The 23,893-nt window shown below is 57.6% G+C and carries 19 protein-coding genes; 9 read left to right on the forward strand and 10 right to left on the reverse strand.

The genetic code is table 11. From position 1 onward, the window contains the following. Positions 1-35 precede the first annotated feature (35 nt). Both AC24YW_RS28290 and AC24YW_RS28295 read right to left on the reverse strand, forming a co-directional pair. A complete protein-coding gene (locus AC24YW_RS28290; RefSeq protein ID WP_487485785.1) occupies positions 36-1,325 on the reverse strand; it encodes a HipA domain-containing protein in 1,290 nt (429 codons plus the stop codon). Continuing rightward, positions 1,300-1,674, reverse strand: a complete 375-nt coding sequence (locus tag AC24YW_RS28295) for a helix-turn-helix domain-containing protein (protein ID WP_487485786.1) — start codon at positions 1,672-1,674, stop codon at positions 1,300-1,302. Before AC24YW_RS28295 ends, AC24YW_RS28290 begins: the two co-directional genes overlap by 26 nt. Before the next feature lie 689 nt (positions 1,675-2,363). Between AC24YW_RS28295 and AC24YW_RS28300 the strand changes: the two genes are divergently transcribed. Further along, positions 2,364-2,534 (forward strand): hypothetical protein, encoded by a 171-nt coding sequence (locus tag AC24YW_RS28300; RefSeq protein ID WP_225174337.1) that lies wholly within the window; start codon positions 2,364-2,366, stop codon positions 2,532-2,534. A gap of 133 nt (positions 2,535-2,667) precedes the next feature. On the opposite strand, the gene AC24YW_RS28305 is transcribed toward AC24YW_RS28300, so the two are convergent. Beyond that, positions 2,668-4,794 carry a prolyl oligopeptidase family serine peptidase gene (locus AC24YW_RS28305; RefSeq protein ID WP_487485787.1) on the reverse strand — a complete coding sequence of 709 codons (2,127 nt, stop codon included), beginning with the start codon at positions 4,792-4,794 and terminating at the stop codon, positions 2,668-2,670. 1,615 nt (positions 4,795-6,409) lie between these two features. Continuing rightward, positions 6,410-6,583, reverse strand: a complete 174-nt coding sequence (locus tag AC24YW_RS28310; RefSeq protein ID WP_487485788.1) for a helix-turn-helix domain-containing protein — start codon at positions 6,581-6,583, stop codon at positions 6,410-6,412. Positions 6,584-7,118: 535 nt separating this feature from the next. On the opposite strand from AC24YW_RS28310, the gene aepX reads away from it, so the two are divergent. Next, a complete protein-coding gene (aepX, locus tag AC24YW_RS28315) occupies positions 7,119-8,045 on the forward strand; it encodes a phosphoenolpyruvate mutase (protein ID WP_487485789.1) in 927 nt (308 codons plus the stop codon). A gap of 325 nt (positions 8,046-8,370) precedes the next feature. Further along, the gene (locus AC24YW_RS28320; protein ID WP_487485790.1) at positions 8,371-9,144 is read left to right on the forward strand and encodes a phosphocholine cytidylyltransferase family protein; all 774 of its coding nucleotides are present in this window, start codon (positions 8,371-8,373) and stop codon (positions 9,142-9,144) included. 270 nt (positions 9,145-9,414) lie between these two features. Here the strand turns inward: AC24YW_RS28320 and phnF are convergent, their stop codons facing one another. Together phnF and AC24YW_RS28330 are read right to left on the reverse strand one after the other, a co-directional pair. Then, positions 9,415-10,215: a phosphonate metabolism transcriptional regulator PhnF gene (phnF, locus tag AC24YW_RS28325; RefSeq protein ID WP_487485791.1), complete on the reverse strand. Its 801-nt coding sequence runs from the start codon at positions 10,213-10,215 to the stop codon at positions 9,415-9,417. 19 nt (positions 10,216-10,234) lie between these two features. Further along, positions 10,235-11,734: an alkaline phosphatase family protein gene (locus AC24YW_RS28330; protein WP_487485792.1), complete on the reverse strand. Its 1,500-nt coding sequence runs from the start codon at positions 11,732-11,734 to the stop codon at positions 10,235-10,237. 233 nt (positions 11,735-11,967) lie between these two features. Between AC24YW_RS28330 and AC24YW_RS28335 the strand changes: the two genes are divergently transcribed. From AC24YW_RS28335 to AC24YW_RS28360, 6 genes are all read left to right on the forward strand, one after another. Continuing rightward, positions 11,968-13,524: an ABC transporter substrate-binding protein gene (locus AC24YW_RS28335; RefSeq protein ID WP_487485793.1), complete on the forward strand. Its 1,557-nt coding sequence runs from the start codon at positions 11,968-11,970 to the stop codon at positions 13,522-13,524. Positions 13,525-13,535: 11 nt separating this feature from the next. After that, positions 13,536-14,597 carry an ABC transporter ATP-binding protein gene (locus tag AC24YW_RS28340; protein WP_487485794.1) on the forward strand — a complete coding sequence of 354 codons (1,062 nt, stop codon included), beginning with the start codon at positions 13,536-13,538 and terminating at the stop codon, positions 14,595-14,597. Beyond that, positions 14,598-15,497: an ABC transporter ATP-binding protein gene (locus AC24YW_RS28345; protein WP_487485795.1), complete on the forward strand. Its 900-nt coding sequence runs from the start codon at positions 14,598-14,600 to the stop codon at positions 15,495-15,497. Between the two features lie 7 nt (positions 15,498-15,504). Next, positions 15,505-16,440 (forward strand): ABC transporter permease, encoded by a 936-nt coding sequence (locus tag AC24YW_RS28350; protein WP_487485796.1) that lies wholly within the window; start codon positions 15,505-15,507, stop codon positions 16,438-16,440. Beyond that, complete coding sequence (locus AC24YW_RS28355; RefSeq protein WP_487485797.1) at positions 16,441-17,325, forward strand: ABC transporter permease; 885 nt, start codon at positions 16,441-16,443, stop codon at positions 17,323-17,325. A gap of 66 nt (positions 17,326-17,391) precedes the next feature. After that, positions 17,392-18,087: a peptidase C39 family protein gene (locus AC24YW_RS28360; protein WP_487485937.1), complete on the forward strand. Its 696-nt coding sequence runs from the start codon at positions 17,392-17,394 to the stop codon at positions 18,085-18,087. 417 nt (positions 18,088-18,504) lie between these two features. Here AC24YW_RS28360 and asnB read toward each other — a convergent pair whose 3' ends face one another. The 4 genes from asnB to AC24YW_RS28380 form a co-directional block, all read right to left on the reverse strand. Further along, entirely contained in the window at positions 18,505-20,397 is a 1,893-nt protein-coding gene (asnB, locus tag AC24YW_RS28365) for an asparagine synthase (glutamine-hydrolyzing) (RefSeq protein WP_487485798.1), read from the reverse strand. Positions 20,398-20,639: 242 nt separating this feature from the next. Beyond that, entirely contained in the window at positions 20,640-21,425 is a 786-nt protein-coding gene (locus tag AC24YW_RS28370) for a formyltransferase family protein (protein WP_487485799.1), read from the reverse strand. A gap of 33 nt (positions 21,426-21,458) precedes the next feature. After that, positions 21,459-22,070, reverse strand: coding sequence for a CDP-alcohol phosphatidyltransferase family protein (locus AC24YW_RS28375; RefSeq protein WP_487485800.1), 612 nt, complete (start codon positions 22,068-22,070; stop codon positions 21,459-21,461). Positions 22,071-22,675: 605 nt separating this feature from the next. After that, positions 22,676-23,890 carry an MFS transporter gene (locus AC24YW_RS28380; protein WP_487485801.1) on the reverse strand — a complete coding sequence of 405 codons (1,215 nt, stop codon included), beginning with the start codon at positions 23,888-23,890 and terminating at the stop codon, positions 22,676-22,678. Positions 23,891-23,893 lie beyond the last annotated feature (3 nt).

Raw genomic sequence — 23,893 nt, forward strand, 5'->3', positions numbered from 1 at the left:
GGATTCAGAACTCACCGAAAATAGAAACTGTAATGCTAGGGCGATAGGGCTGCTGCGCCTTTCGGCGCTGGCTCCGTTTGCTTCAGGCGTTCTAGGTAGCCGCGTGCGCGCGAAATCACCGCCTCGACGACCGTGTCCAGGACGGGATCGCCGCGGGCAGGCATGGCTTCGACCTCGGCCTTGGCCACCATTGCATGGTGCGTCACGGCCTGAGCAATCTCGGAGACGCGACGGATCGTCTGTGTTGGAGAGAGCTTGCAGTCGATGGCGAAGCGCTCCCAGTGGTTGCGTCCAAGCTGATCAGCCTGCTTCTGCCCGCCGATCTTCTGCGCCATGTTGGGTGTGATCTTCGGATATGGCGCCGCACAGACGATGTCGTAGCCTGGCGCCATGACGGCGCCGCGCGCCGATAGCATCAGCGAGTAATTTTTGGCATGGGAATCCGTGTTCCACACCATTGGATTGAAGATGGCAAGGTCGACGAAGCGGGCGGTTTCCTGTGCTGTCATGTGGCGCTGGGTCACGCCGACCATGTCGGCCAATGATGGTCCTTTTAGGCCTCTATCGTTGTTCTGGTACTTGGCAGCTGGCGGTCGGCCCAGGGCTTGGCAGAAGTCCTCCTGATGCAGCCGCCGCCACCTCTTGCCGTCATGACGGCGGTCATAGCGCTCAACCAGCAGGTAGCTACGTTCGCCTGCCGTCCCGGTCGTCACCTTCGGCGTCGGGATTCCGATCATGCGCGCGAGCGTCAGGCAGAATGCCTCGTTCTGGACGGCGCCAGGCAAGCGCTCGCCATCGGGCTTGATGATGTGGGTCGATGGCGCGCCGTCGATCGGTATGTACAGGGTGTCGCCATCCAGAGCGACGGCGAGCTTCGTCTGCACACCGGCAAGCGACATCGACACGCCATCTTCGCCGACGAGGAAGGGCTTGTGGGGTAGCTCATTGATGATGCGCTCGAGCGCGGCCTTGTCGGGGATCTCTCGCCATTTTCCGGCGATCAGCCCGGTGCCAGGCTGTCCGACGGAGAGCGCGCCGGCGATGTCGCGGCCCATCTCGGCAAGAAGACCGATGACATCGGCCGGCGACTTGCCCAGCATATGACCTACGATCCCGAGAGTTGCGTTCTCCGGCAGCAGATTTGCCGCCCATGGCAGAATTGCCGAGGCATCGTGCGACGCCCGCGAGAGCGGCATGGTGAGCGATACAGGGAAGGCGCCGGTCAGCCCGCGCCAGGATTCGGCATAGGTGAAGCCTGACGCTTCGTCGGCGGTCGTGATCCAGCCGACCTCTCGCGTCTCAAAGTAGACCGGAAGACGGTCCATGAGGCTCCTCCTCGTCGCTGTCGGGAATGTCCGGTGTCTCGGAAGTGTTCGCGCGGCGGGCTTGGGCATCCTTGAGAACATCCTGGATGCGCAGCCCGAGCACGTTTGCCACGTGCAGGCTGCGCCCGAGCTGACAGGTGCTTTTTCCGGCCTCGAGGTCAACGATGAAGCGCTTTCCTGTCCCGCTCACCATGGCCAGCTCGTCCTGCCGGAGGCCCTGGCGTTTGCGTTCTGCCTGGATGAGGCGACCGAATGCTGCAGCGAACTCGGCGGCTTGGCGCGCGACACCGGTCTCGCCAGGAGCGTCGTTTCCGCCTGAGGGGGGAGTGCCCTTTGGAGGCGTGTTCATAGCTCTCTCGTCGTAAAGTTACTGAACGGGAACTTTATGAGCTGAAACGGCGGTTGTCCAGCAAAAAGTTACCGAGCGGGAATTTTCACGCAGTTCCAACAGGAGGGCAAAAGGTTACCGAACGGGAACTTTAACCGCAAGCCGGGGTGGGGCGACCCAGAAAGATACCGCTCGGTAACTCTGCTGCCAATACCAACTCGGTTCTTTGGAAATCGATGACGACCCGAGGGAATCCCCGCTCATCCCGTCGAGCGAAACATGGTCCTTGGCGTCCACTCGATGTGGCGACCTCCTCACGTTCGGCGAATGAGGTAGCGTCCTAATAGAGGTTTTGACGATCGCGATAAATGTGTCGGGGTCATACCGCCCGCTCGTGCAGTTGGCAGACAATATTGTGTAACCCTGCGCGAACGCTTTCTCACCGCGGAAAGACAATCATTCCAGACCCATCAACAATCGCTGTCGATTTGGATCATGCTGCGTGAGAACGATAGCACTTTACCTGAGTTAAGTGCCGCGCGCGCTTCGCAGCCGGGGTGGCAGCCAAGGCGACTGCTGCGTCACGCTGTGCGTCGATTGGATCTGCCGTTCCTGCGTCGCCGCGGCCTCTGATGGCGACTGCGCGGAGGAATAAGCAATTGGTCGCATCCGTGACCGCTTGCGTAGCGACTTCGCCGTACGAGAAATAGATGGTTGATCAGGGCATGTCACGTAGCTCAATGCAGGCATGGCGCGGATTGACAATCCTCAAGGAAGCCCATCTAGCAACTTACTTCCAGCTCGTCATGTTGTGCTTGGGACGCCAGGAAATCCGCTCGACAGCGGTGGAGGCTGTTCAGACCGGTAATTTGCGCATCTGACGAGCTTCATCGAGTCCGCCCACCCTCATCAGCTCTCTCGCCTTGCGTTCCATGAATTCAGCTGAGCAACGTGAGGAGTTGAGATAACCAATGGTCTCTAGTCTATCGGCTTCGATCAGCCCGTCCGCCGAACTTACTCAGAACAAAGCCGCCTCGATGCATAGGTGTATTCAAGGGCGAGTTGACGCGCATCTTCCATGAGATTGGCCGCGGCGCTATGTCCGCCGTCGATGTTCTCGTAATAGAAGTAAGGCTGGCCCAGCGTGGCGAGCTTCGCGGCAGCTTTGCGGCCGTGCGCTGGATGCGTGCGGTCGTCCTTGGTTGAGGTAATAATTAAGGGAGCGGGATAGGTCTTGCCCGCCACCAGCTTCTGGTATGGCGAGTAGCCTTCGATCCACGCACGCTGCTCGGCAATGGCGGGGTCACCGTACTCGCCGATCCAGGAGGCGCCCGCGCCCAGCTTGGTGTATCGAAGCATGTCGAATAGCGGCACCTGGATGATCGCCGCGTTAAAGAGCTCGGGACGCTGGGTGATCGCGGCGCCAACGAGCAGGCCGCCCTGGCTGCCGCCAATCGCGCCCAGCTGGCGCGGACTCGTGATCTTCCGACGGATCAGGTCCTCGGCAACGGCAATGAAGTCATCCCATGTCGTCTGCTTCGTTGCCGCCTGGGCCGCTTGGTGCCATTGTGGACCAAACTCACCGCCCCCGCGCAGGTTCGCAACGACATAGGCATTGCCCTGTTCGAGCCATAGCCGCCCCATCGATCCCAGATCAGAGGGCAGTTGCGACTCCTGGAAACCGCCATAGCCATGGAGAAGCGTCGGGATCGTGCCGTCAAACCTTGCGTTTTTGGGCCGCACCAGAAAATAGGGAACTGACGTGCCATCACGCGAAATGGCCTCGAGCTGCTCCACCACATGGTTCGACGCATCGAACGCAGAGGGTGCCTTCTTCAATTCCTCCAAGCTTTTGCGTTCGGCATCAAAAGACCAAACTGAGGTTGGTCTGAGATAGCTCGAGACGGTGAATATGACCCGGTCGGCTTCATCGTATGTGGCTGACAGGCTGACATTTGTATCTTCTGGCAGCGGGATCGGTGTCGCCGACCAAGCTCCCTGATCGTACTTGTAGAGGAAGGCTTTACTCTGAACGTTCTCAAGGATCGTCAGAATCAAAAAGTTCCTTGTGTGAGTGAACTCGCTCAGTGCCTGCCGGGGCCCAGGCTGAAAGACGAGCGATGGTCTGGCGCGCAAAGGATCCTGTTTCCATTCATCGAGGTCATACGAGATCATCGAGCCGGCCGTGAAGCGGATGCCCTCGGACGGTGTCCAGTCCTCATCAAGTTTCACAAGCAGGCGGCCGCACGCGAGCGTGGCGATCTCGGCCTTCTTCGGCAGATTGAGCTTGATGGGCCCGTCGGGGCGGAAGACCACATACTCGGACTCGAAAGAACTGATTGCGCGGGCGGCGCCGGTCGCATGAATATGACCCTCGCTGTCACGAAGCACGAAGGGGGACGCCCCGACGTCGGTGGGCTCGCCCCGAAAGATCTCGCGAGCCTCACTGAGCGGCTGAGCACGTTTGAGCTCCTTCACCACAAAAGCGTAGCCGGCTTGCGTCAAAGTCCCCTCGCCCCAGTCCCGTGCAACAAGGATGGTGTCACCATCGACCCAGCTGACGTCCTGCTTGCCCTCGGGGAGATGAAAGCCGTCCGCGACGAACGTCTTGGCGGCGAGATCGAACTCTCGTATGGACACGGCATCCTTTCCGCCATCGGAAAGACTAATCAGGCAACGGCGGTCTTCAGGCGGAAGGCAGCTGTGACCTTGAAAGACCCAGTTTCTGTTTTCGGCGGCGGCCAAAGCGTCCACGTCAAGGATGGTTTCCCACTTTGGGTGTTGGCTACGATCGCTCTCACGCGTGGTGCGCCGCCAGACGCCGCGCACCTGATTCTCGTCTCGCCAGAACTGCTCCAAACCGCCCCCTTCGAATGGAACATCTGCGATCCGATCTTTGGCCTGCAGGATGGAGAGCGCCTGTTCGTAGAAGCGCCGATAGCGAGGATCTGACTGAAGCACCCCGAGCGTCTTCTCGTTCTCGCCGCGAGCCCAAGCCAACGCGCCTGGTCCTTCCATCTCTTCGAGCCAAAGGAATGGGTCGTCAGTCGCCGCCGCATCCGTTTGCTCCTGTGAAAGCGCGGTGGACGTGGCGCTAGCAATCGAAGGCAACACCGCGGACAAGAGTGGTGGCGTGTTCATGGACTTCTTCCCGATAAGATCGGCGGGCACGCTGGCCGGCCCTGGCGCGTCAAGCAGACGCGGCGGAAACCGTGCAAGCGCATGACATAGCGCGGCTTGCGCTATGTCATGCGCCGCTCACTGCAAGCTGCGTGCCGGCTAAGGAGTCGCAAGTTTCAGCCGTTCGGGGCTGCACGAGCATATTCCGTTGCCGCCATTGGTTGCCAAACGGACATCACAGTGTGTCGGCGGACAGCCTGTGAGACAGCCCCAGCATTTTTCGATCTTCAGTGGCAAGACTGGGACGCGGCGATGCGGCTTACCTCCGCATCCGAGGTTCTCCTGGGTGGCCTCACCTGGCAGACTTGTCGACGGGCATCACATGTAGCCGGCGACGCGCGATGGGCCTCCAGCTGGAAAGACTCGGGCGCCGTGGCGAGGTGACCGTTCTGATCGGCACAAATGGCGCAAGCGCGGAATGACGAGTCTATGGAGTAGTCAATCCTTTGGATGCAGAAGATCTTGCTCGCTCGACCCCACGATATAGACGGGCATCATAGAGCTCCTGACGTGGTCCGTCCGTCGCGCATCTTCACGCATCCGAATACCAAGTAGAAAGCTTAAGAGATTCTTCCTTCAAGCTGTCCCGGCCCGCAACCTTGGCCCTATCAGGTGTGGCCCTGCGCGGTTACACGATGCGCTTCGACTACATGCCCCTGTACCGTGATCAGGATACTCCGATGTGGTCGGCTTGATACTCTGCCCGCGGTACAAACAATACGGTTGACCAGTCTGGCAGGAGCGTGCGTCGTTTTGGCTCCGCACCTGTCGTACCCACCTCGCGGAGAATGCATATGAGCTCTACATTGCGCAACGATTGGTAGTCGCGTTGCACGCCTCGCCTCCTCCTCAAGGCCCGTGGATACTGCAACTTTGCACATCATTGATGGCGCCCTCTGGTCGTGGTCCAACTCAGTCAGCTTGACTTCGGAGTCGCCTGCCTTTCCAGAAACATCCGGATCGCGGCTTCCGCCGCGAACATGTTTAGCTTATCCTGAATCCCCTACATCACCGGAAGAACCCAACATTCGCATTGGAGGTCAGCGAAGAGGTCGCTCATAGAGCTAGCTGCGCTTCGTGAGGATTGCCCGCACTTGGTAGCGCGCAGAGCGCTAGAGTATGGGGCAACGTCTAACAGCAGCACGCTTTCGAAAATGGGTTCACGGACTATCCTTGCCGTCTTCGTGCCCGGCCTAGGCCGTCTACACCGCCTTTCCGATGACAACGAGTTTAGTACCTAAACCGCTACGATCGCCTCCCAATTTGGGACATACCGCCGCGTCCGCAGCGCGGGGACGGACCGATCAGAACGTTAACACAGGGATCCGACAGACCCTCGAGCTTTCAAGAGCGTTTTGCGCCGCGATCTCACCTCGCCTGGTGGTCCACGGCGCCCCGTGACGATCGGCGACGAAATAGAAGCACACCCTTCATAAACAGCTGCGGGCGCGTAATTTGCTTCGCATTCCGCCGGAGCAACCCAAAGTCGCGCCGTACACTTCATATCTGCATTAGGGGCAACGGAACCGATGCCCTTACCTTAGATAATACCCTGACGTCGCGCTTTGACGACGCACTAAGTCCGGCTGGACGTTTCCAGCTTTCGCATCGCATTCTTGACATGAAAGTTGACGGTGTTCTCGCTCACGTTCAGGCTGACTGCGATCTCCCAGGATGACTTCCCCTGCTCGATCCATCGCAAGCACTGTTTTTCCGGTTCCGACAGCACAACCTCTTTCACATCCGCCATGATTTTCTCCTGGAGTCGAGAGAACAGGAATGGCATCAGCAAATGCCATACCACTCAGGGGCGCCCGCAAAGTATCGGCGAATCAGGACAAGTTCTTCGGCGATTGCCGTTGCATTCGCATGAGGCTGCCATCCTGCTGTAGCCCTATCGACGGGCTTTCGACATTGTCGTCAATCCGACGGCGGCATTACGACAACTGTGGCTGTCGATATTTGCGTCTAAATCTATGTGAGCCGGATATCACCCTTTCCCTAAGCACCCCTCCCCCGAAGGAGTGTGGGAATTCTCTCTCGGGGCGTAGCACGAACTCGCGAACCCAGATCATTCATTTTGCGTCCGAAGCCCTTCTTTCCAGCCTTAGGCGCGAGGCCAATCAACCCATACCGAAAGCTTTGCGTTCTGCGCGCCTCCTATGGCGATCATGCAAGCCTTTGCCGTCCCAATAAACTACCAATGCTGGTCATTGAGCGGCATCACGCCGAAACGATATGAGCAGTGACATTGGTGCCAATCGCTCGTTTTCCAGGATTTAGGCATGCACTATCAACCACAAGCCGTTCGGCCCACCGCAGGTCATCAATGCGCGCGGCCGTCGCCTGCCGAAGTGCTTCGAGTCCAGGTCTGCTCGAATGATGAGCTCTCGTTTCTGATGGAAGCGCATGATGGCCTATCCGCCACAATCGCACAGCGGTCAGGGTTCAAGGGGCTCTGGGCGTCTGGTCTGTCGATTGCCAGCTCGCTGGGCTTTCGTGATGCCAATGAAGCTTCATGGAGCCAGCTCGTCCAGAGCGTCGAGCGCATAGTGGACTCGACAGAGCTACCTGTGCTCGTTGATGGGGATGGCGGCTTCGGCAATTTCAACAATGCTCGCCTGCTCGCACGCAAACTTCGTCAGGCTGGCGCGGCAGGCGTCTCGCTTGAGGACAGCTGCTTCCCGAAGCTGAACTCGCTCATTGGTGAGCGGCATCCGCTCGCCAATATCGATGAATTCTCCGGTCGTCTGCGGGCTGTAAAGGATGCAGTCGCCGAAAGTCTTGTTCTCGTGGCCAGGATCGAGGCGCTGATTGCCGGGCACGGATTGAACGAAGCTATCTTGCGGGCTCACGCTTATGCCGACGCGGGAGCCGATGCTATCTTGATTCATTCACGAAAGAGTACGGCGGACGAGATACTTTCGTTCGTAACCGAGTGGCGGAACCGGCTACCTGTTGTGATCGTTCCGACCACATACTATCGAACGCCAGTCTCAGCCTATCGAGATGCGCGCATCTCCACGGTCGTCTGGGCCAATCACTCCATGCGAGCTGCGGCAGCTGCGATGCGGCGCGTCTGCGATAGTATCGCAGCTCAAGAGAGCGTTGCGAGCATTGAGCCTCAGATCGCACCGCTCAGCGAGATATTCGAGCTCCTGAGGTATGACGAACTGGCCGTGGCCGAAAAGCAATATCTGCAGCCCCGCTAGTCCATGGCAGCAGGGTTTGTCACCTGAAGCTTCCTTTGTTCGAAATCTGCCGATGAGTCCCCTCACCTTTCGTCGGTCCCGCTCAGTGTCACGGAACTGTCAGCGACGTAAAACTCCTGGAGAGGCTCTCGACATGGCAAAACAGCTTTGCCTACGGCTCAAGGAAGGACACACAGCGGCTGATGCAAGTGTATACGCCGACCACGATTCATGCCTGCCTCGTTTAATCTCTGGGGTGGTCTCACAAGTCAGCGGCACCTGACACTTAACAGAGGCGCTCAGGATGCTTGCAGATCGATAGGCGGGATGAAGAAAGCGAATTGAAATGCCTGTGAATGTTCCCAAGGATGCTCTCATTCTTGCCGCTGGAGTCGGCTCTCGTCTACGGCCGCTCACGGAGCTAAGCCCAAAACCTCTAGTCCAAATCCATGGGACCCCCATCCTACACAACGCGCTACATAATCTTGGGTGTCTTGGCGTGGAACACGTAACGATCGTTGTGGGGTATCGCAAAGAGGCGATCCAAGAGGCCTGCGGCAGCCGCTTTGGCAGTGTTACGATTAACTACATCGAATCCTCCGTTTACGACCGTACTGGGAGCGCCTATTCGCTCTGGCTGGCGCGTAACGCACTCCTTTCCGGAGATTACTTTGTTCTTGAGGGCGACGTCTTCTTCGAGGAAAATGTATTGCGGCAGCTGATCATCACTGAAGCGCCCAACGCGGCTGCTGTCGCTCCCTTCCATGAGCTGATGCAGGGATCGGCGGTCCTGTTGTCCGATGTTGGCTTCATCTCAGAATTTCGCTTAAAGCAAACAGCGCGAGATCTTATCGCGGGTGGCCCCCCTCTCTACAAGACGATGAATCTGTTACGGCTGTCCGCGTCTACTCTGCGGACAGAGGTCATTCCTGCCCTAGACGATATGATCAGGGCCGGAGCTACCCAAGCCTACACCGAGGAGCTTCTTTCCTATCTGGTGGAAACACGAGGCCTGCTGCTTGCTGCGGTGAGATGCGATGGCCTGAGGTGGTACGAGATCGATGACGCGGAGGATCTGCGTACCGCCGAGCGCATCTTCGCAGAAGCCGACCACTTTTGATCCTATCGCCCAGGGGTGAAGTTCAAGACGGACATGGAAAGTTTGTCGCTGCGCGTCTACGACATTCGGGGCTGCCTCTGAGGCCGGGCGGGTAAGAACGGCCAAGAACCGTAAGCTTGACGGAGGCCGCAATCAAAGCGGCCGCCCATTGTCTTAGCAGAACGCAAGCGCTCGTCCCGGCATACAATGTAAAAACACATCCCAAGCGATGATGGCAGCGAAACAGTCATTTTAGCCGCGGCCGCTTTGACCGCAGGAATGGGACGACAGCTAGACCTTGAAGGAGGGAGATGACTTCAATTTGCTCGCTTGCGCTTTTCCGGATCGAGACTTTCCTGCAAGCGACTGCTCCGCGGAACTAATCTCTTTGAAGTCGAATCTGAAGCTGATTCTTGGTGCGCAAAGTACATTCTCGCCAAATTTGATCGGAACACGGCCGGAGCAATCAAGGCCCTCTTTGACGAAGACCGGCGCCGAAGTGGACATTTCAAGCAGGCGCGCCTCATGGGCGAAGGGCAGACGCGCACTTATCGTCACCCATTGCTGCGAGTAGTCGTCAATTCCGATGCGCCTGAGAGCTGTCGAGATCGAGTTGGTGCCAGAGAATTTATCCAGCAGTCCTGGAGTGCGTTTCGCCGGAAAGTAGCTATGCGCGATGACGATTGGGATCTCGTCTTGGTAACTCAGCGTGTCGATGCGCAGCACATCGTCACCGGCCTGCAAGTCGAGGTAGCCGGCCAACCGCTCGTCTGCCGGTACCGTTGCAGCAGACAGGATCTTACGACGTGCCAAGCGGCCTTGCGAGATGAGATTATCGGTCAGCCGGGTTTGAGGGGAGAGAAGATAGGTTGTTGGATGTTCGACAACGAAGGTGCCTCTCCCCTGCTCGACACGAAGCAATCCTTCCTGCTCAAGTCTCCGAATGGCGTATCTTACGGTGTGCCGGTTGACACCATATTTGAGAGCAAGCTCGACGTCGTTCGGAAGCTTTTCGCCTGGCCGAAATCGGCTCGACGCAATAGCTTCTTCGATGTTCGATCGAACAAATTCCCAGCGCTTTCCTTGATACATAGGGCAAATAGTCCGTGGTTCAGGTGTTCAACTGCGTCGGATTAGCGTCAGGTCTATCGTTCTTCGGTTGCGCCAGCCGCGTTACGGCCGCTCCCCTCAGATAAAGGCGCTGTCCGTAACGCTCCCGGAAGACAGTTGCCCGGCGCGCTGAAGAGGCAACTGAGACGCTCGCATCTTCGACATCATACTGGCTTGAGTCCTCGCGATCTTGCAAAGCTTCATCAATGATACGGCCCTGCACTGTCGAGGGTAGCGGCAGTCTCAAGCTGGAAAGGATCGTCGGTACCAGGTCAACGATGCTGGTTGGGACAGCAGCAACTCCGGTTTTAAAGCCATTGCCAGCAAGGATGCATAATGAAGACAGCTCGTTCGCCGAAAGCCCGCCGTGCATGCCAACGCCGATCGGATAGGCTCCATCGTAGTACACGGCGTCGGGCGGAGCATTCCGATTGGCCGCGCTGCAATCGGCGAGAACAAACGACAGATCCGCGCTTCGTTGGTGTTCGGCCATGACAGCCGAAAGCGGGAGGGTGTTGGCGAGAAGTGGAGACCCATCAGCGGCCTTACGTGAGAAAGCCACGCCAAACCATGGCTCCTCGGAAAGGCTGTGATACATCTCTGTCAGAAGATGGCCTTCTTTGTCCCGGACCCAAATGTTGACAACCCTTTGAGCGGTTATTGCGGCGTCTACGTCGGGCGTGAGCTCGTATCCGACTTTGAATCCCGACCGCTGCAGGTGGTTCAATACGGAGACCTTTTCTCCAATGATGGCGTGTCCGTGATCGGATGCAAGAATAAGCTGTACTCCCTCACGCTCTCCTTTCTCGCTCCACCAAGCGAAAATGCGTCCAAATTGCCGATCGACCTCGTGGAGCACCTCACGGGCGGTAGGATGCTGAAGTCCGAACATGTGATATGTAATGTCCGGCTCCGAAAGCCACAGCAGACTGACCTCCGGAAGCGCTTCCTTCTTGAGAAACGAAAAGAATAGATCGACGACACGTTCGATGGTAGCACGCGCCGGCCGCTCGTCGGGAGGGAGCAGTGGAAACGATGACGCAGTGCGGTGAACGGCCGCAGTGCTACTGAACTTTGATGGGTCATGAACCCAGAACGCCGGCGCACCTGTCTGCCAGCTGCCCCAGCTCGAAAGTCCAAAAGAGCCCTGCGACTGAGATCCGATCGTCAGCATCGCACGACCATGAGCCGCCAAGACTTCGCCGATCGTAGTGGCGGTGAGGACGCCACCGCGTTCGCTGCCGAGCGTCAGGAGCGCCGAGAGCGAAGATCCGTCGATGGACCGACCGTTTGCCAAAAAACGGTTGCCGATGATTCCATGGGCCGAGCTATGTCCGCCCGTGGCCAGCGCGGCCGATGAAACCCGCGTCTCACTGGGAAACGATGAGGTATGGCGGGCAAGTCGAAGGCCGGTTTTGGACAGCTCGGCGAGATTCGGCGTGACTGCTTCGTCTAGCTGGTCAGGACGAAGGCCATCGAGCACGACAATTACAAATTTCATTCGGCCACCTTCCAGCTCCGATTCCGGAGCCTCAACCTACGGGAGTAGCAGCCTGCTTGTCCAGAGCTACCTAGGCACCTAGGTTTGTCATGATGGTGTCACATGGTGTGAATTATATCTCGCAGTACTCGACGGCCCCCGCAGAAAAACATTGCGCGAGTCCGCCTGGCCCAAGCGTGAGCACGTGGTTCAGAAGCTCCGCAATCTTAGTTGATGCAGCAAGAGGATGTGCAATGAATACCTGTAACCGACGCGAAATTCTCAGATTTGTCGGCGGGCTGTGCTTGCTTCCATCGACCTCTGTCTTCGCCCAAGGCGCTGGCCGAGCGGCACTGCGGATTGCAATGCAGGATCTCCGCGTCGAGCTCGATCCGCTCCATCCCCGTGCTACGGCGCTCGTGAGCTTCCGGGTACTCGAGAGTATTTACGACAAGCTCTTTGCAATCGACTATCAGCAGAACGGGCAGATTCGGCCGATGTTGGCTGAAAGCATCGAAGCCCTCGACAGCACCACATATCGCGTGTCTCTGCGAAAAGACGTTCGATTCCACGATGGCGAAGAGCTAACGGCAGAGGACGTCGCATTTACTTTTGGTGCAGAGCGTATGCTGGCAAAGGACAGTCCGGGTTTTGGCGTTGGCCAGATCAGCTTTCCATCGATGAGCGCGGTGCGGGCAACCGGTCGACATACTGTCGAGTTTAGCACCAAGGCGCCCGATCCTGTTTTTGTCAAACGCCTGACCTCCTATGGAGCCGGCATCGTCTCGAAATCGGCCTATCTGAAGGCGGCGACGTTTGATCAATGGGCCAGAGCTCCCATAGCGGCGGGGCCCTACCGGGTCGTTGAGGCCGTCGAAAACCGCTACATACGCCTTGAGGCGCACGAAGGGTACTGGGGTGGAAAACCGCCGCTGAAGGGGATCGAGTTTCGAATGGTGCGGGAGCCGGCGGCACGCGTCGCCGGCCTTCGCGCCGGCGACTTCGATATCGTCACAACCATACCGCCGGATCAGTTCGATATCCTCGCGGCTGACAACCGTTTGGACGTGGTTGGAGGCGACACGATGTCCTTCCGCACGTTGGTCTATGATTCGGCCACGAACGATGTGCTGCGGGATCCGCGCATACGGCGCGCCATGAATCTTGCGATCGATAGGCAGACCATTGTCGATAGCATTTGGCGCAAGCGCATAAGTGTGCCGCCCTCCCATCAACATCCTGCTTACGGCGTTCTCTACAATCCTGACCGGCCAATCCCCCGGTACAATCCGGCAGAGGCGAAGCGACTTCTTGCCGAAGCCGGTTATAACGGGGCAGCAATTCCTTTCAAAACCGTCGGCAATTATTACACGGCTGAGCTTATCGAAACGCAAGCCATCGCAGCAATGTGGAGGGCTGCCGGCCTGAACGTCGACATCCAAATGAAAGAGAACTGGTCCCAGGTGGAAGACCGTCTGGGCCGCGGTGTGAACAACTCATCCGATGGAACATACTATCCCGACCCCACCGCCTCGTTCGTCTCGCGCTGGGGGTCTCAAAGCAATTTTCAGAGGGGTGGGTATTGGCGCAACGACAGATTCAACGTGCTGGAGACGACCTTGCTGAGGGCTCAGGACGCGATCGAAAGACGAGCCGCCTATCAAGAGATGCTCGACATATTCGATGAGACTGATCCACCAGGAACGGTGCTACATTCGCTTGGCGAGTTCTTCGGAAAGCGCGCCAACATCAAGTGGACACCGACCCCGACGGGTTTGATGGATTTTCGGCCAGGCGCAATCAACGTCTAGCCGAGAACGCCTTGGGCCAGACGCAGAAGAATATTGTCTGCTCGGAAGGTGGAATCATGGACCAAACCACTTCGCATGCACTTGAAGCGTCTTATGTCCAAACCTTTGAGCACGGGAATGCCGGGCGCCCAGCCATTGCGGCTGGGAACCCGCCGCTCCTGAGCATTGATGGATTGACTGTTGTTCTTGCAGACCGGCCCGAGACGCGCCTCCTGGATGCCGTTCGGTTCGAGGTGCGGAAAGGTGAGTTTTTCGCGCTTGTCGGCGAAAGCGGCAGCGGAAAAAGCGTCCTGTGTTCGACCATCATGGGAGTAGCAAGTTCCGAGCTGAGATGTCTCGGCGACATTCACATCGAAGGCAGGCCTCTTACCGATGTCGATAGGCGCCTGCGCGCGATGATCTACCAACAGCCAAGTCTATATCTTAACCCGGTCCGGAGCATTGGATTCCAGCTTCGCGAGACCGTCCAGATGATTGGCGGCTTGAGCAAGCGAGAGGCGAGCGAAAGAGCTGCAGATCTGCTCTGCGATGTGGGGATCGATGACTCCAGAGAGACGATGAGAAAATATCCGCACGAGATGTCTGGCGGAATGAATCAGCGCGTCATGATTGCAATGGCGCTCGCGATGAAGCCGAAGCTTCTCATCGCAGACGAGCCGACCTCGGCTCTCGACGTAACCACGCAAAAGCAGATCCTTGACTTGCTTGAACGGCTCCGCTCAGACATGGCAATCCTCTTTGTGACCCATGACCTGGGCGTTGCCCTGCAGCGGTCGGATCGCATTGGCGTTCTCTACGCTGGCCAGTTGGTCGAAATCGGGCGCGCCGATCTTGTCGCTCGAACACCCCTGCACCCCTATACGCGCGCGCTATTCTCCGCCGTCCCCCCGCTTTCAGCGCAGCCCCGGCGTCTGCACAGCCCTGCAGGTAGCCTCCCTGACCCTACTCAGCGACAGGCCGGCTGCAATTTCGCATCTCGGTGCTCCGGAACGATGGACATTTGCCGGCACACAAGGCCCGCCTTGCAGGGCATTCCACAACAAGTGGTGGCATGCCACAACTTGGAGGCATGAATGACGTTGCCAATCAGGCCTCCTCGCGTTCGTACACCGCGCGCGTCCTCCGAGCCCATTCTCGAGCTGCGCAATGTCGACTTTTGCTACCCGGCTGCTCGCCGCTCCGCTGCGGAGGTCCTAGGCGGCTCAAGGCTGAACAAGATCAACATGAGCATCCGTCGCGGGAAAGCCCATGGGCTGATCGGGGAGTCCGGCAGCGGCAAAAGCACAATTGCGAAGCTTCTGCTTGGCCTGACAGCGCCACAAGCGGGCCAGATCTTTTTCGATGGCGAGCTGCTAACGCGGGCTCGATTGGCTGCGTTCCGCCTGCGTGTCCAACCTGTCTTTCAGAACCCTATCGACGCACTGAACCCAGCCACCCCGATCGGGAAACAAATTATCGCGCCCCTGCTTGTGAACTTCAAAATGAAGTCTTCAGGTTGTCAGGCTCGGCTCGCTGCAGCAATTTCCGCCGTTGGCCTATCGGGCGAGATCCTTGGCAAATTGCCACATCAGATAAGCGGCGGACAGGCGCAGCGGGTCAATATAGCGCGGGCGCTTATGCTCGATCCCGAGGTTCTGATCTGTGACGAGCCCGTCTCCGCACTCGACATGACCGTTCAAGCTCAGATCCTGAACCTTCTGTCGGATCTGCGTGAGAGCCGGGGCCTTTCCCTCTTATTCATCAGCCATGATATCAGATCGGTCGCCTATCTCTGCTCAGAGATCGCCGTCCTAAAGCGCGGAACCATCGTTGAGAGCGGCTCGCGCGATCAGGTACTGCTCGACCCGAAGACGGATTACATGAAGTCCCTACTGAGGGCGGTGCCCAATTCTGAACTCGGCGTTGAAATGGCATTACCTTCAAAGCCATGTTCGCAGCCAATAGGGCGTCGGCACTTGCCGGCGGAGAGGTGAGAGCCGCATGAGGCGAAAAGCCCAGAAGGTATTTGCGAGCAAAATTGGCCGCGCATTGGTCACGCTTGTTTTGATGGTAACAAGCGTATTCATTCTTATGCGCTGCGCGGGCGATCCCGTAACCGTCTTACTCGGGCCGGATGCGACCGCGGACATGCGCGCCGCATACTCGGGCGAATTAGGGCTCGACCGCCCGATCCTGGTACAATACCTGGCCTATCTCCATAACGTCGTCCGAGGCAGCTTAGGCGTTTCTTACGTCTACCGACAGGATGCACTCGGTGTCGTTCTCAGCCATCTTCCGTTGACGCTGATGCTCACCTGCTCTGCTCTTACCTTCGCGGCGGTCACCGGCATTGCGGGAGGAATAGCTGCCGCGGTGTTTCCATCGAGCTTCATAGGCCGTGCGTGCACGATCGCGAGCCTGGTCGGATTGTGCGTTCCCAGCTTCTTTCTAGCAATCGTCCTGATGCTGATGTTCTCAATTCAGCTCAATTGGTTGCCGACCGGCGGCGCTGACAGCTGGCGCAGCTTGGGCTTGCCGGCAGTAACCATGGGGGCCGCAAGCTCGGCCGTGCTTGCCCGCTACACGCGCGTGGCCGTTCGTGAATCGCTGGATAGCCGGTATGTGTTGGCTGCGTTTGCGCGCGGCATTCCGTTCTCGCGGATATTGATCCACCACGTACTGCCCAATGCGGCGGTGCCAATACTGACCATACTTGGCCTGCTCATCGGCGGAGCCGTAACTGGTTCGACGGTCGTCGAGACGGTCTTCTCATGGCCCGGTATCGGAAATCTCTTCGTCACATCCGTCGGAAACAGAGATATTCCAGTGGTGCAAGCAATTGTCCTGCTTGCTGGCACTGCGATGATCATGACCAACCTGGCCGTCGATCTCGGTTACACCTGGGTTGATCCGCGGTCGAACTCCTCGGAGACATAGATGAGTACCGTCGGGACGCATGATTGGACTTGGCACCTCTTTCGTTCGCCGAAAGCCGGACGCGATCCGCGTAGGCCACTCAAGCTGGGACTCTATGGTGCCTCCATATGGATTATCGGATGCCTGTTGATTGCCGCACTGGCCCAGGTGATCTCCCCCTATCATCCAGCACAGATCTCGTTGGATGCACGGCTTTCGCCACCACTGCTCTTCGGCGGCACGCTGGAACATTTGTTGGGCACCGACGAGCTCGGCCGGGACGTGCTCGCTCGCTTGATATATTCGATCCAGATCAGCATGCTCGTTGCGGCTGGCGGGACCTTCATCAGTACGCTGCTCGGCGTTTTATTGGGCTTTCTCGCTGCCGAGCTTGGCGGACTGGTCGACGAAGGGGTCATGGCGCTTGTCGATATGCAGGCTGCTGTGCCGTTCATGATGACCGCACTCCTTGTCATAACAATATTTGGCAATTCCCTGGCGCTTTTTGTGTGCCTTGTGGGCTTGCACGGTTGGGAGCGCCACGCCCGCATCGCGAGAGGACTGGCTTTGACGGCCCGCAATCGGCTCCATGTGACGGCGGCGCGGACCTACAATGCTTCGCGGGTCCATATCTACGCAAGGCATATTCTGCCTGCCTGTGCACCTACCATCGTGGTCGGCATGACCCTTGGGCTCACCGAGACGGTTCTCCTGGAAAGCACCCTGAGCTTTCTGGGACTGGGGATACAACCGCCGATGTCCAGCTTGGGTAATATGGTGGGATTCGGCAGAGACTATTTGATGACCGCATGGTGGATCGCGCTGGCGCCGGGCCTCGTCATTGCAGCGATGGCGATCGCACTCATGACAATCAGCGAGTCGTTGCGCCAGATGAGACCTCGCTAAGCTTCTTTCACATCCATCTGAGGTGCCCTCATGTCGCGTCCGGACTTCGAAAGCTCAACAAATCAAATGGTCAGGAACGTTCCTCTGTATCGGCAGAAGAGGAAGTTCACTTGTGGACCATCTTCCCTGATGATGGCCATGTCCGCGCTGGACCAGCGATATCAGCCGAATGAAACAGCTGAGCTCGAGATCTGGCGCGAGGCAACCACCATTCACGGTGGCTGCGGACCGGTTGGTCTGGCATTAGCTCTCAAACGCCGCGGCTTCGCAACCCTCGTAGTCGTGAGCCATGATGGGCTTTTTCTTCAGTCTCGCGCTTCACAAGGCGGCGAGGTGGAGGTGATGCAGATTCTCCAGGAGCGAGATCTCGCCGAAGCATGCCAGCGCGGCATCCCTGTCCATATTGGCACTTACAGCCCCGACGACCTCTCGAAATGGATGGCGGTGGGGTGGTATCCCATCGTGATGGTCAGCATTGAGTTCGAAGGTAAAACCATCACTCATTGGGTGGTGGTGACCGGGGCCGACGTCGGTTACGTATCGTTCAATGATCCTCTCAAAGATCCCGCCGAGGGAGATGCTGCCACGCGCGTCGACCACGCGAGCTTTGCCAGCATGGCGGAGTTCGGTCCCGACCGGGAAAGGGCGGTCATTCTTGCTGGACTTCCAAAAATGGCGAATGTTGCGCTTCCGCTGCACAGGATTCATGCTAGCCCTCAACTTCGGCCTGACACGCCGAGCGCTTCTGGTCCCGAACGCTGATGTATTTTGGTAGCCGGTAAAAGCCCAACATAGCCACCATCAGCTGATTCAATCGGTGCCATCGGTCGCCAGCGCCGGTATATGGAGCGTCCGACACAACCAGCCCTCAGGATGGCCTGCCCTGCATCCCTACAGTGCGTCAGTCTGACGTGCGTTTTCCGGGGGCACGAACGGTTAGGGCCGCAATCATGATCGACTACCTTCACTCGTCTCTTAATGCATCAGGTCTAGTTCACCGCAGTTTCAGCTGCCCTCAGAACGCATCATGCGCACTGGATCGCAGGATCGCGCGTCCACACATTCTCCGTTTCGCCCTCTGGCATTCTCCCGCTCCTTGCCGATCCGCTCGAGGCTTACCGCTGATGGTTACCGAGTTCCGGATTGCCTTCGCCCCACCGCATCCGATCCTACAAAGATCTATGAAGATAGCTCACGAAGGAAGACTTCTAGATTGCAGATCAACCAAAGTTGTTTTCCGAATCTATCGTTGGGCGCTTGAGAGTGGCGTTCATACCATCGTCGGAGAGCGCCAACATCGAGATAATCGGCGATCGCGGGACAGTCTTTGAAGATTAAATCTCGAAACGGCGCCGAGCTCTGGTCTGTCGCCCACTTACCTAACGGCAATGGAAACCCGAGCTTCTTTCTCGTGATCACGCTTGCGGGTATTCGATCTCTGTAAAGAGTGCGCAGAGCGGCCTTGGAAACGTCAAGCGTCTCGCTAAATTTCTCAATCGAAGTCAAGGCCGCCTGAAACGGGGCGAAGGCATGCTTCCAACGCAGATGTTCGGAAGACGGCATGCGCAGAGCCAACGCAACGATACGGTGGTCTGTGAAGGGCACTCGAGACTCCACCCCGGCCGCCATTGTGGTGTTGTCGACCATTTCCAGCAGCGCCGGCAGATGATGCCGTACAAAGAATTGCCTGATACGCTCAACCGGAGTGGCGCCGCCTGAATGGTAGGCATTATTCATCCAATCGATCAGGTCCGCATCGTGAACAATGTCCTTTCTCCATGCCGGTGACCCCAGCTCCAGCTTCTCGGCTTGGGGAAAGTAGGTGTACCGCGCAAGAAAGAGGTCGAATTCGCTCGCCTTGAACTTGGGAAGGCCAATATGACGTCGCGCCGGGCGGCCAATAGCGTCAGGCAAAGCGGCTATCACTGCCTGTCGGCGAAGGTCGAAGGACAATCTGAAGATCCGGCTATATCCAAGGAATATCTCGTCGGCACCCTCCCCGGTCAGGAGAACCTTGTGAGAGTGGCTGACCGCCAGCGCGAGCAAATACATCGCCGCTTCGTTATGCATGCCGACTGGATGACCACGTAATGCGGTAAGGCGCTTAACGACATCCAGGCTCGTTGCCCCAGGCAGCCGAACCAAGACGTGGGCGAGCTTGAGGGAGTTAGCGACCTCGACAGCATAGGGGCTTTCATCGTACTCATCATCGCATACGACGCCAGTGAAGCATGTCGGCTTTTGTGAAGATTGCCTTGAAAGCTCGAAGGCCAAGACACTGGAATCGAGCCCTCCGGAAAGCAGCGCGGCGACTGGGGTGTTGGCCGCCAAATGTTCCTTCACGGCGCTGCCGATCAACGTTTCGAGAGAACTGCAATCACCGATATCATCGATGCGCGCAGGATCCCACCAACGCGTATGCTCGTGCGATTGCGCTGTGATCTTCAGCCAGGTGCCAGGTTGAAGCTTTCGAATATCTGCAAACAGCGACCTCCCGCCGAAGACGGCACGGTAGGAGAGGAAGCTTGATAATCCGACCGGATCGAGCTTTGAGCGGACTCTCGGCCAATGCAGGATGGCTGACGGCTGTGAGGCAAAGACAATTCCATTGTCTGCGCAAGCGTAGTACAACGGCTTAATTCCGAGCCGATCTCTGACGAGGAACGCTGTGCCGGTCTTTTGGTCGTATATTGCGAAAGCAAACATTCCTCGCAGACGTTTGACGCTATCAATCCCCCAACAAGCAAATGCCTTGCAAAGTACCTCCGTATCCGACTCTGTCCGAAAGCGGTATCCGAGCCTGAGCAAGTCCCGCCTTAGGTCTCGATAATTGTAGATCTCCCCATTGTAAGTGACTGTCAGGCCGAGCTCATCATCGAGGAACGGTTGATTCGACCGAGGGTCCGGATCGATGATAGAGAGCCTCCGATGCGCGAAGGCAAACGAGGACGTCACGCAACTGCCACTCGCGTCGGGCCCGCGGTGGGCGAGCCTCTGAACGCAACGCGCGAGGTTCCGTTCGGTCACTGACTTATCGGTAATCCGTCCAATGAATCCGCAAATTCCACACACAGCTAGCCCTCCTCATGCGTCCTAAGCCGACGCCCAGGCGGTCGGGTCGCCGGCTCGCCGGCACCTCTCGATAGGCTGGATGCTCCAAAAAACGCCCTCCAGAGCTAAGATCACGGTCAGGTTTCGGAGCTGCGGTGTGCTGGCAACAAACTGGCCTTCATTGACCTCCTCGAAAAGCGCGATCTCAAGTATTCCGGATTACCTGCCGCGCTGCGCGCCAAGTCAAACCTTACCCTTTGAGGCTAAACACCACGGATGAGCGTCCGAACCTCATTGGTCAGGACTCGTTCCACGAGCCACTTCGGAGGCTCAATCCGTGGTGGAAGATATAGCGCGCGGTAGAGCCGATCGAGTTCTTCGGCGCTGCGTGGAACGTCCGACGAATCCAAAAGTGCGGTCATCATGCGCATGGGATAGAAGCAGGGCTTGCGCTTATCTTGAGTGATCAACTCGTCTTGGGAGCGCCGAATGAAGGACCCGTCCAACAAACGCAGCCACACCTGGCAGAAGAGCGCGTAGCCATAACGTTGGGCTCTGGTATCCAAAGAAAGAGCTGTCTCTGAAGGCAGCACGGGGAACTGCAACTCGCCAACGATATCGCCCCTATCCACTCGCTCCGAGAGCTCGTGGACAGTCACCGCGAAGCTCTTCTCGCCATTGAGTATGGCATGCGTCCGCGCAAAACTGCCGCGATATTCAGGGAGCGGGCCTGGGTGAAGATTGATGCCTCCTCGATCAAAGCCTGCGAGGATTCGGGCAGGGAAGATCTTGTTCCACATGACACTGACGAGAAATTTTCCGAGAGGAGGAACATCGTCTATCGATTCGAAAAACGGTATGCCGAAGCGATCTGCGACTTGCCAAAGCTCCTCACTGATTTCATGCCGCCACCATGTTTTCTCGTACCGGGAAGCGCCGAGAATGCCCGCGATGTGGTCTTTGCCGCAGGTCTCGATGACAAACAGAAGACAGCGGGTCGCAAGCCCCCTGGTTCCGGCAAATACCACGCCATCAATTAAGCTCGACATTTCTCAGCCTTATCGCGTTCTAGGCCACACCGATTATGGGCCCGTTCTACTCGCAATCAGCAGTCCGGCGGACCCGGTGACCGCTACGCAGATGGTGATGACATGCACAAGAGTGCCTGAGGCTTTGATCTTGAACGGGGCGATGTGGAGCAGCGATAGCGGTACAAAGACAGCAGGAAGAACGATGCCTAGCTCAAGCGGCGCGATCGTGTGGTCAATTAGCAAGATCGCCGCGAGCACGGGCAGAGCGTAAGAGAGAGGTAGACCGGTCGAATAACCGCGATCGTCCAATCCGAAATAGTCGAAATATGCCAGGCGAAGAGCTCCGATCAATATCATGAACGCTGTGAATACCGCGGATGCTGGCAAATCGATGAAAGATGCGATGACAATTGCCGAGATGACTGATCCAAAGATGAGGTCCGAGAACGCATCGAGAGCTTTACCAATGGCTTTGGTGGCCGCTGTACGATTCTTGGTGCGCCGGGCAATTTCTCCGTCCACATCATCTGCGATAATGGCCCAGAGTCCGAGCGCTATTCCTGCCTCCTGGTGCCCTCTCACTACTAACCCCATCGCTGCTCCAGAACAAAGGATCCCCAGGGCAGTAACGGCGTTCGCGCGGTCAGATAGGTATGCGATCATCGAACCTCGATGTTACTGTTTCCGCCGAGGACGATCGAAATCACGCCCTTGCGGCCGCTTGCGCACCGCAACTACGCTTAAATTGGGAGAGGTCCGCCAGGTTCGCAAACTACCGGTCCTAGTAGGTTGCGCTTAATGCCTCCTCGAGCTAAGACGGCCGCTCTTCCCGTCGCGCGAAGCTGAGACGAGACGAGTCCGAGCATCGGCTAGCTTGGCCCTTCTCCTATACAGGCTGAAATTCAAAGGCTCCAAAGCACCGTCACCGCGAGGAGCACTCCCTGACTCGTCCTAGGCAAAGCCGCAACACACCTCAGAATGCCCCACCGATGGTGGCGTCAATCGCGATGACCAAATCAACGTGCCCCCCTCAGCCTTGTGCTTCAAGTCCAGTGCGGCTTGCGGCGCCTCGGTGTGCCGACGTTCGTCGCGCCAGTCGGCTCGCGCAGTTGATTGCGACTCGCGGATCTTGCACAGCACAACTCTGCCGGCTACGCGCCGACCTCAGCCTGGCGACCTAAACTGCGATCCTCCATCGTAGATGCCCCCGACAATTGTTTCCGGTCAAGTCTAGGGTCGTCCTCACTCTGAGGTGGAAACACACTTCTTCAACGGCTCGGCTCTCGTTTTGATCGAGCGCTCACAAATGCGAATGAAAGCGTGCTTCCTATTGCGCAGAGAGCTAGAGACGCCAATGCGAGCACGACACCGTAGTTGCTTTGGATGAAACTGAAGAAGAATGGCGCAAACGACGCCGTAGACAATCGAAACGTCGTGATCAACCCGACCCGTGTTCCATACCCGTCCGGCCCGAAGACTGCGAGCGGCAAGCTTCCACGACAGATGCTGTTTAGACCAGAGCTAAACCCAAACAAGGCAATGAAGATTACAATTCCGATGAGAGTGTGAGACGCCGACATAATGACGAATGTAGCAGCCGAGAGCATAACACATGAGAGCATGGTGAGCTGAATTGGGGATACCCTCTCGGTAAACGAGGCTGCAAATAGCCGTACCGCGACCTGGGACGGGCCGAAGAGCGTCGAAACCAACGCTGCCCGCTCCATGTCTAAACCGGTCGACGAAAGGATTGGGATCATCCGGCCGAGAAGTGCTGAGAAAACAAAGGTCGTTAGCGAAAAGCCGACCGATACCAAGACAAGATCGATCAGCTTGGAAAAGGAGCGGGCTTGCGGCCCATCTACCTTGTGCTGATGTCCAAGTGTCACGGAGGACCCGCCGAGAACGAAGTGGATTAAAGGGAGGGCGAGAAGAACATTGCAGCCTCCATAGATCCAACAGACTTGCCTCCAGGATATCGAAGCGAGCAACAGCGAGGTCAGCGGCCAAAATAGCGTTGACGAGAAAGCCACGATCAATGTCAATAGAGCAATTTGCCCTTTCGCATGAACCGCATCTCGCTGAACCAGAAACACGAATGCGGCCTCGTAAAAGAGAAAGGCCGACGCAAGCTGCATGCCGAATAGGGCGATCGCGAAAACGACCGCATTCCAAGATATTGCTGCAATTCCCAGACTAGCACCTCCAGCGAATGAGGCGACTCTCATAGTTTTGCCTGCCCCGTATCGGTCCATGAGCCGACCGGCAATCAGCGACATCAGCGCACTGGCAAACAACGCTAAGGAGAAGCAAGCGAGTATCCACTCCTCTGTGACGGCGAGGTCACGGGAAGCCTCTTTTGCGATGGCACCAACGCAATAATAAAGCGTGCCGTAGCTGATAATTCCTGCACCGCCCAATGCCACAACAATCAGCCAATCATCCTCCCAGAGGCGTCGTGATCTTCTCGGTTCCTGTAGCATATG

Source organism: Bradyrhizobium sp. USDA3516 (genome assembly GCF_057651995.1).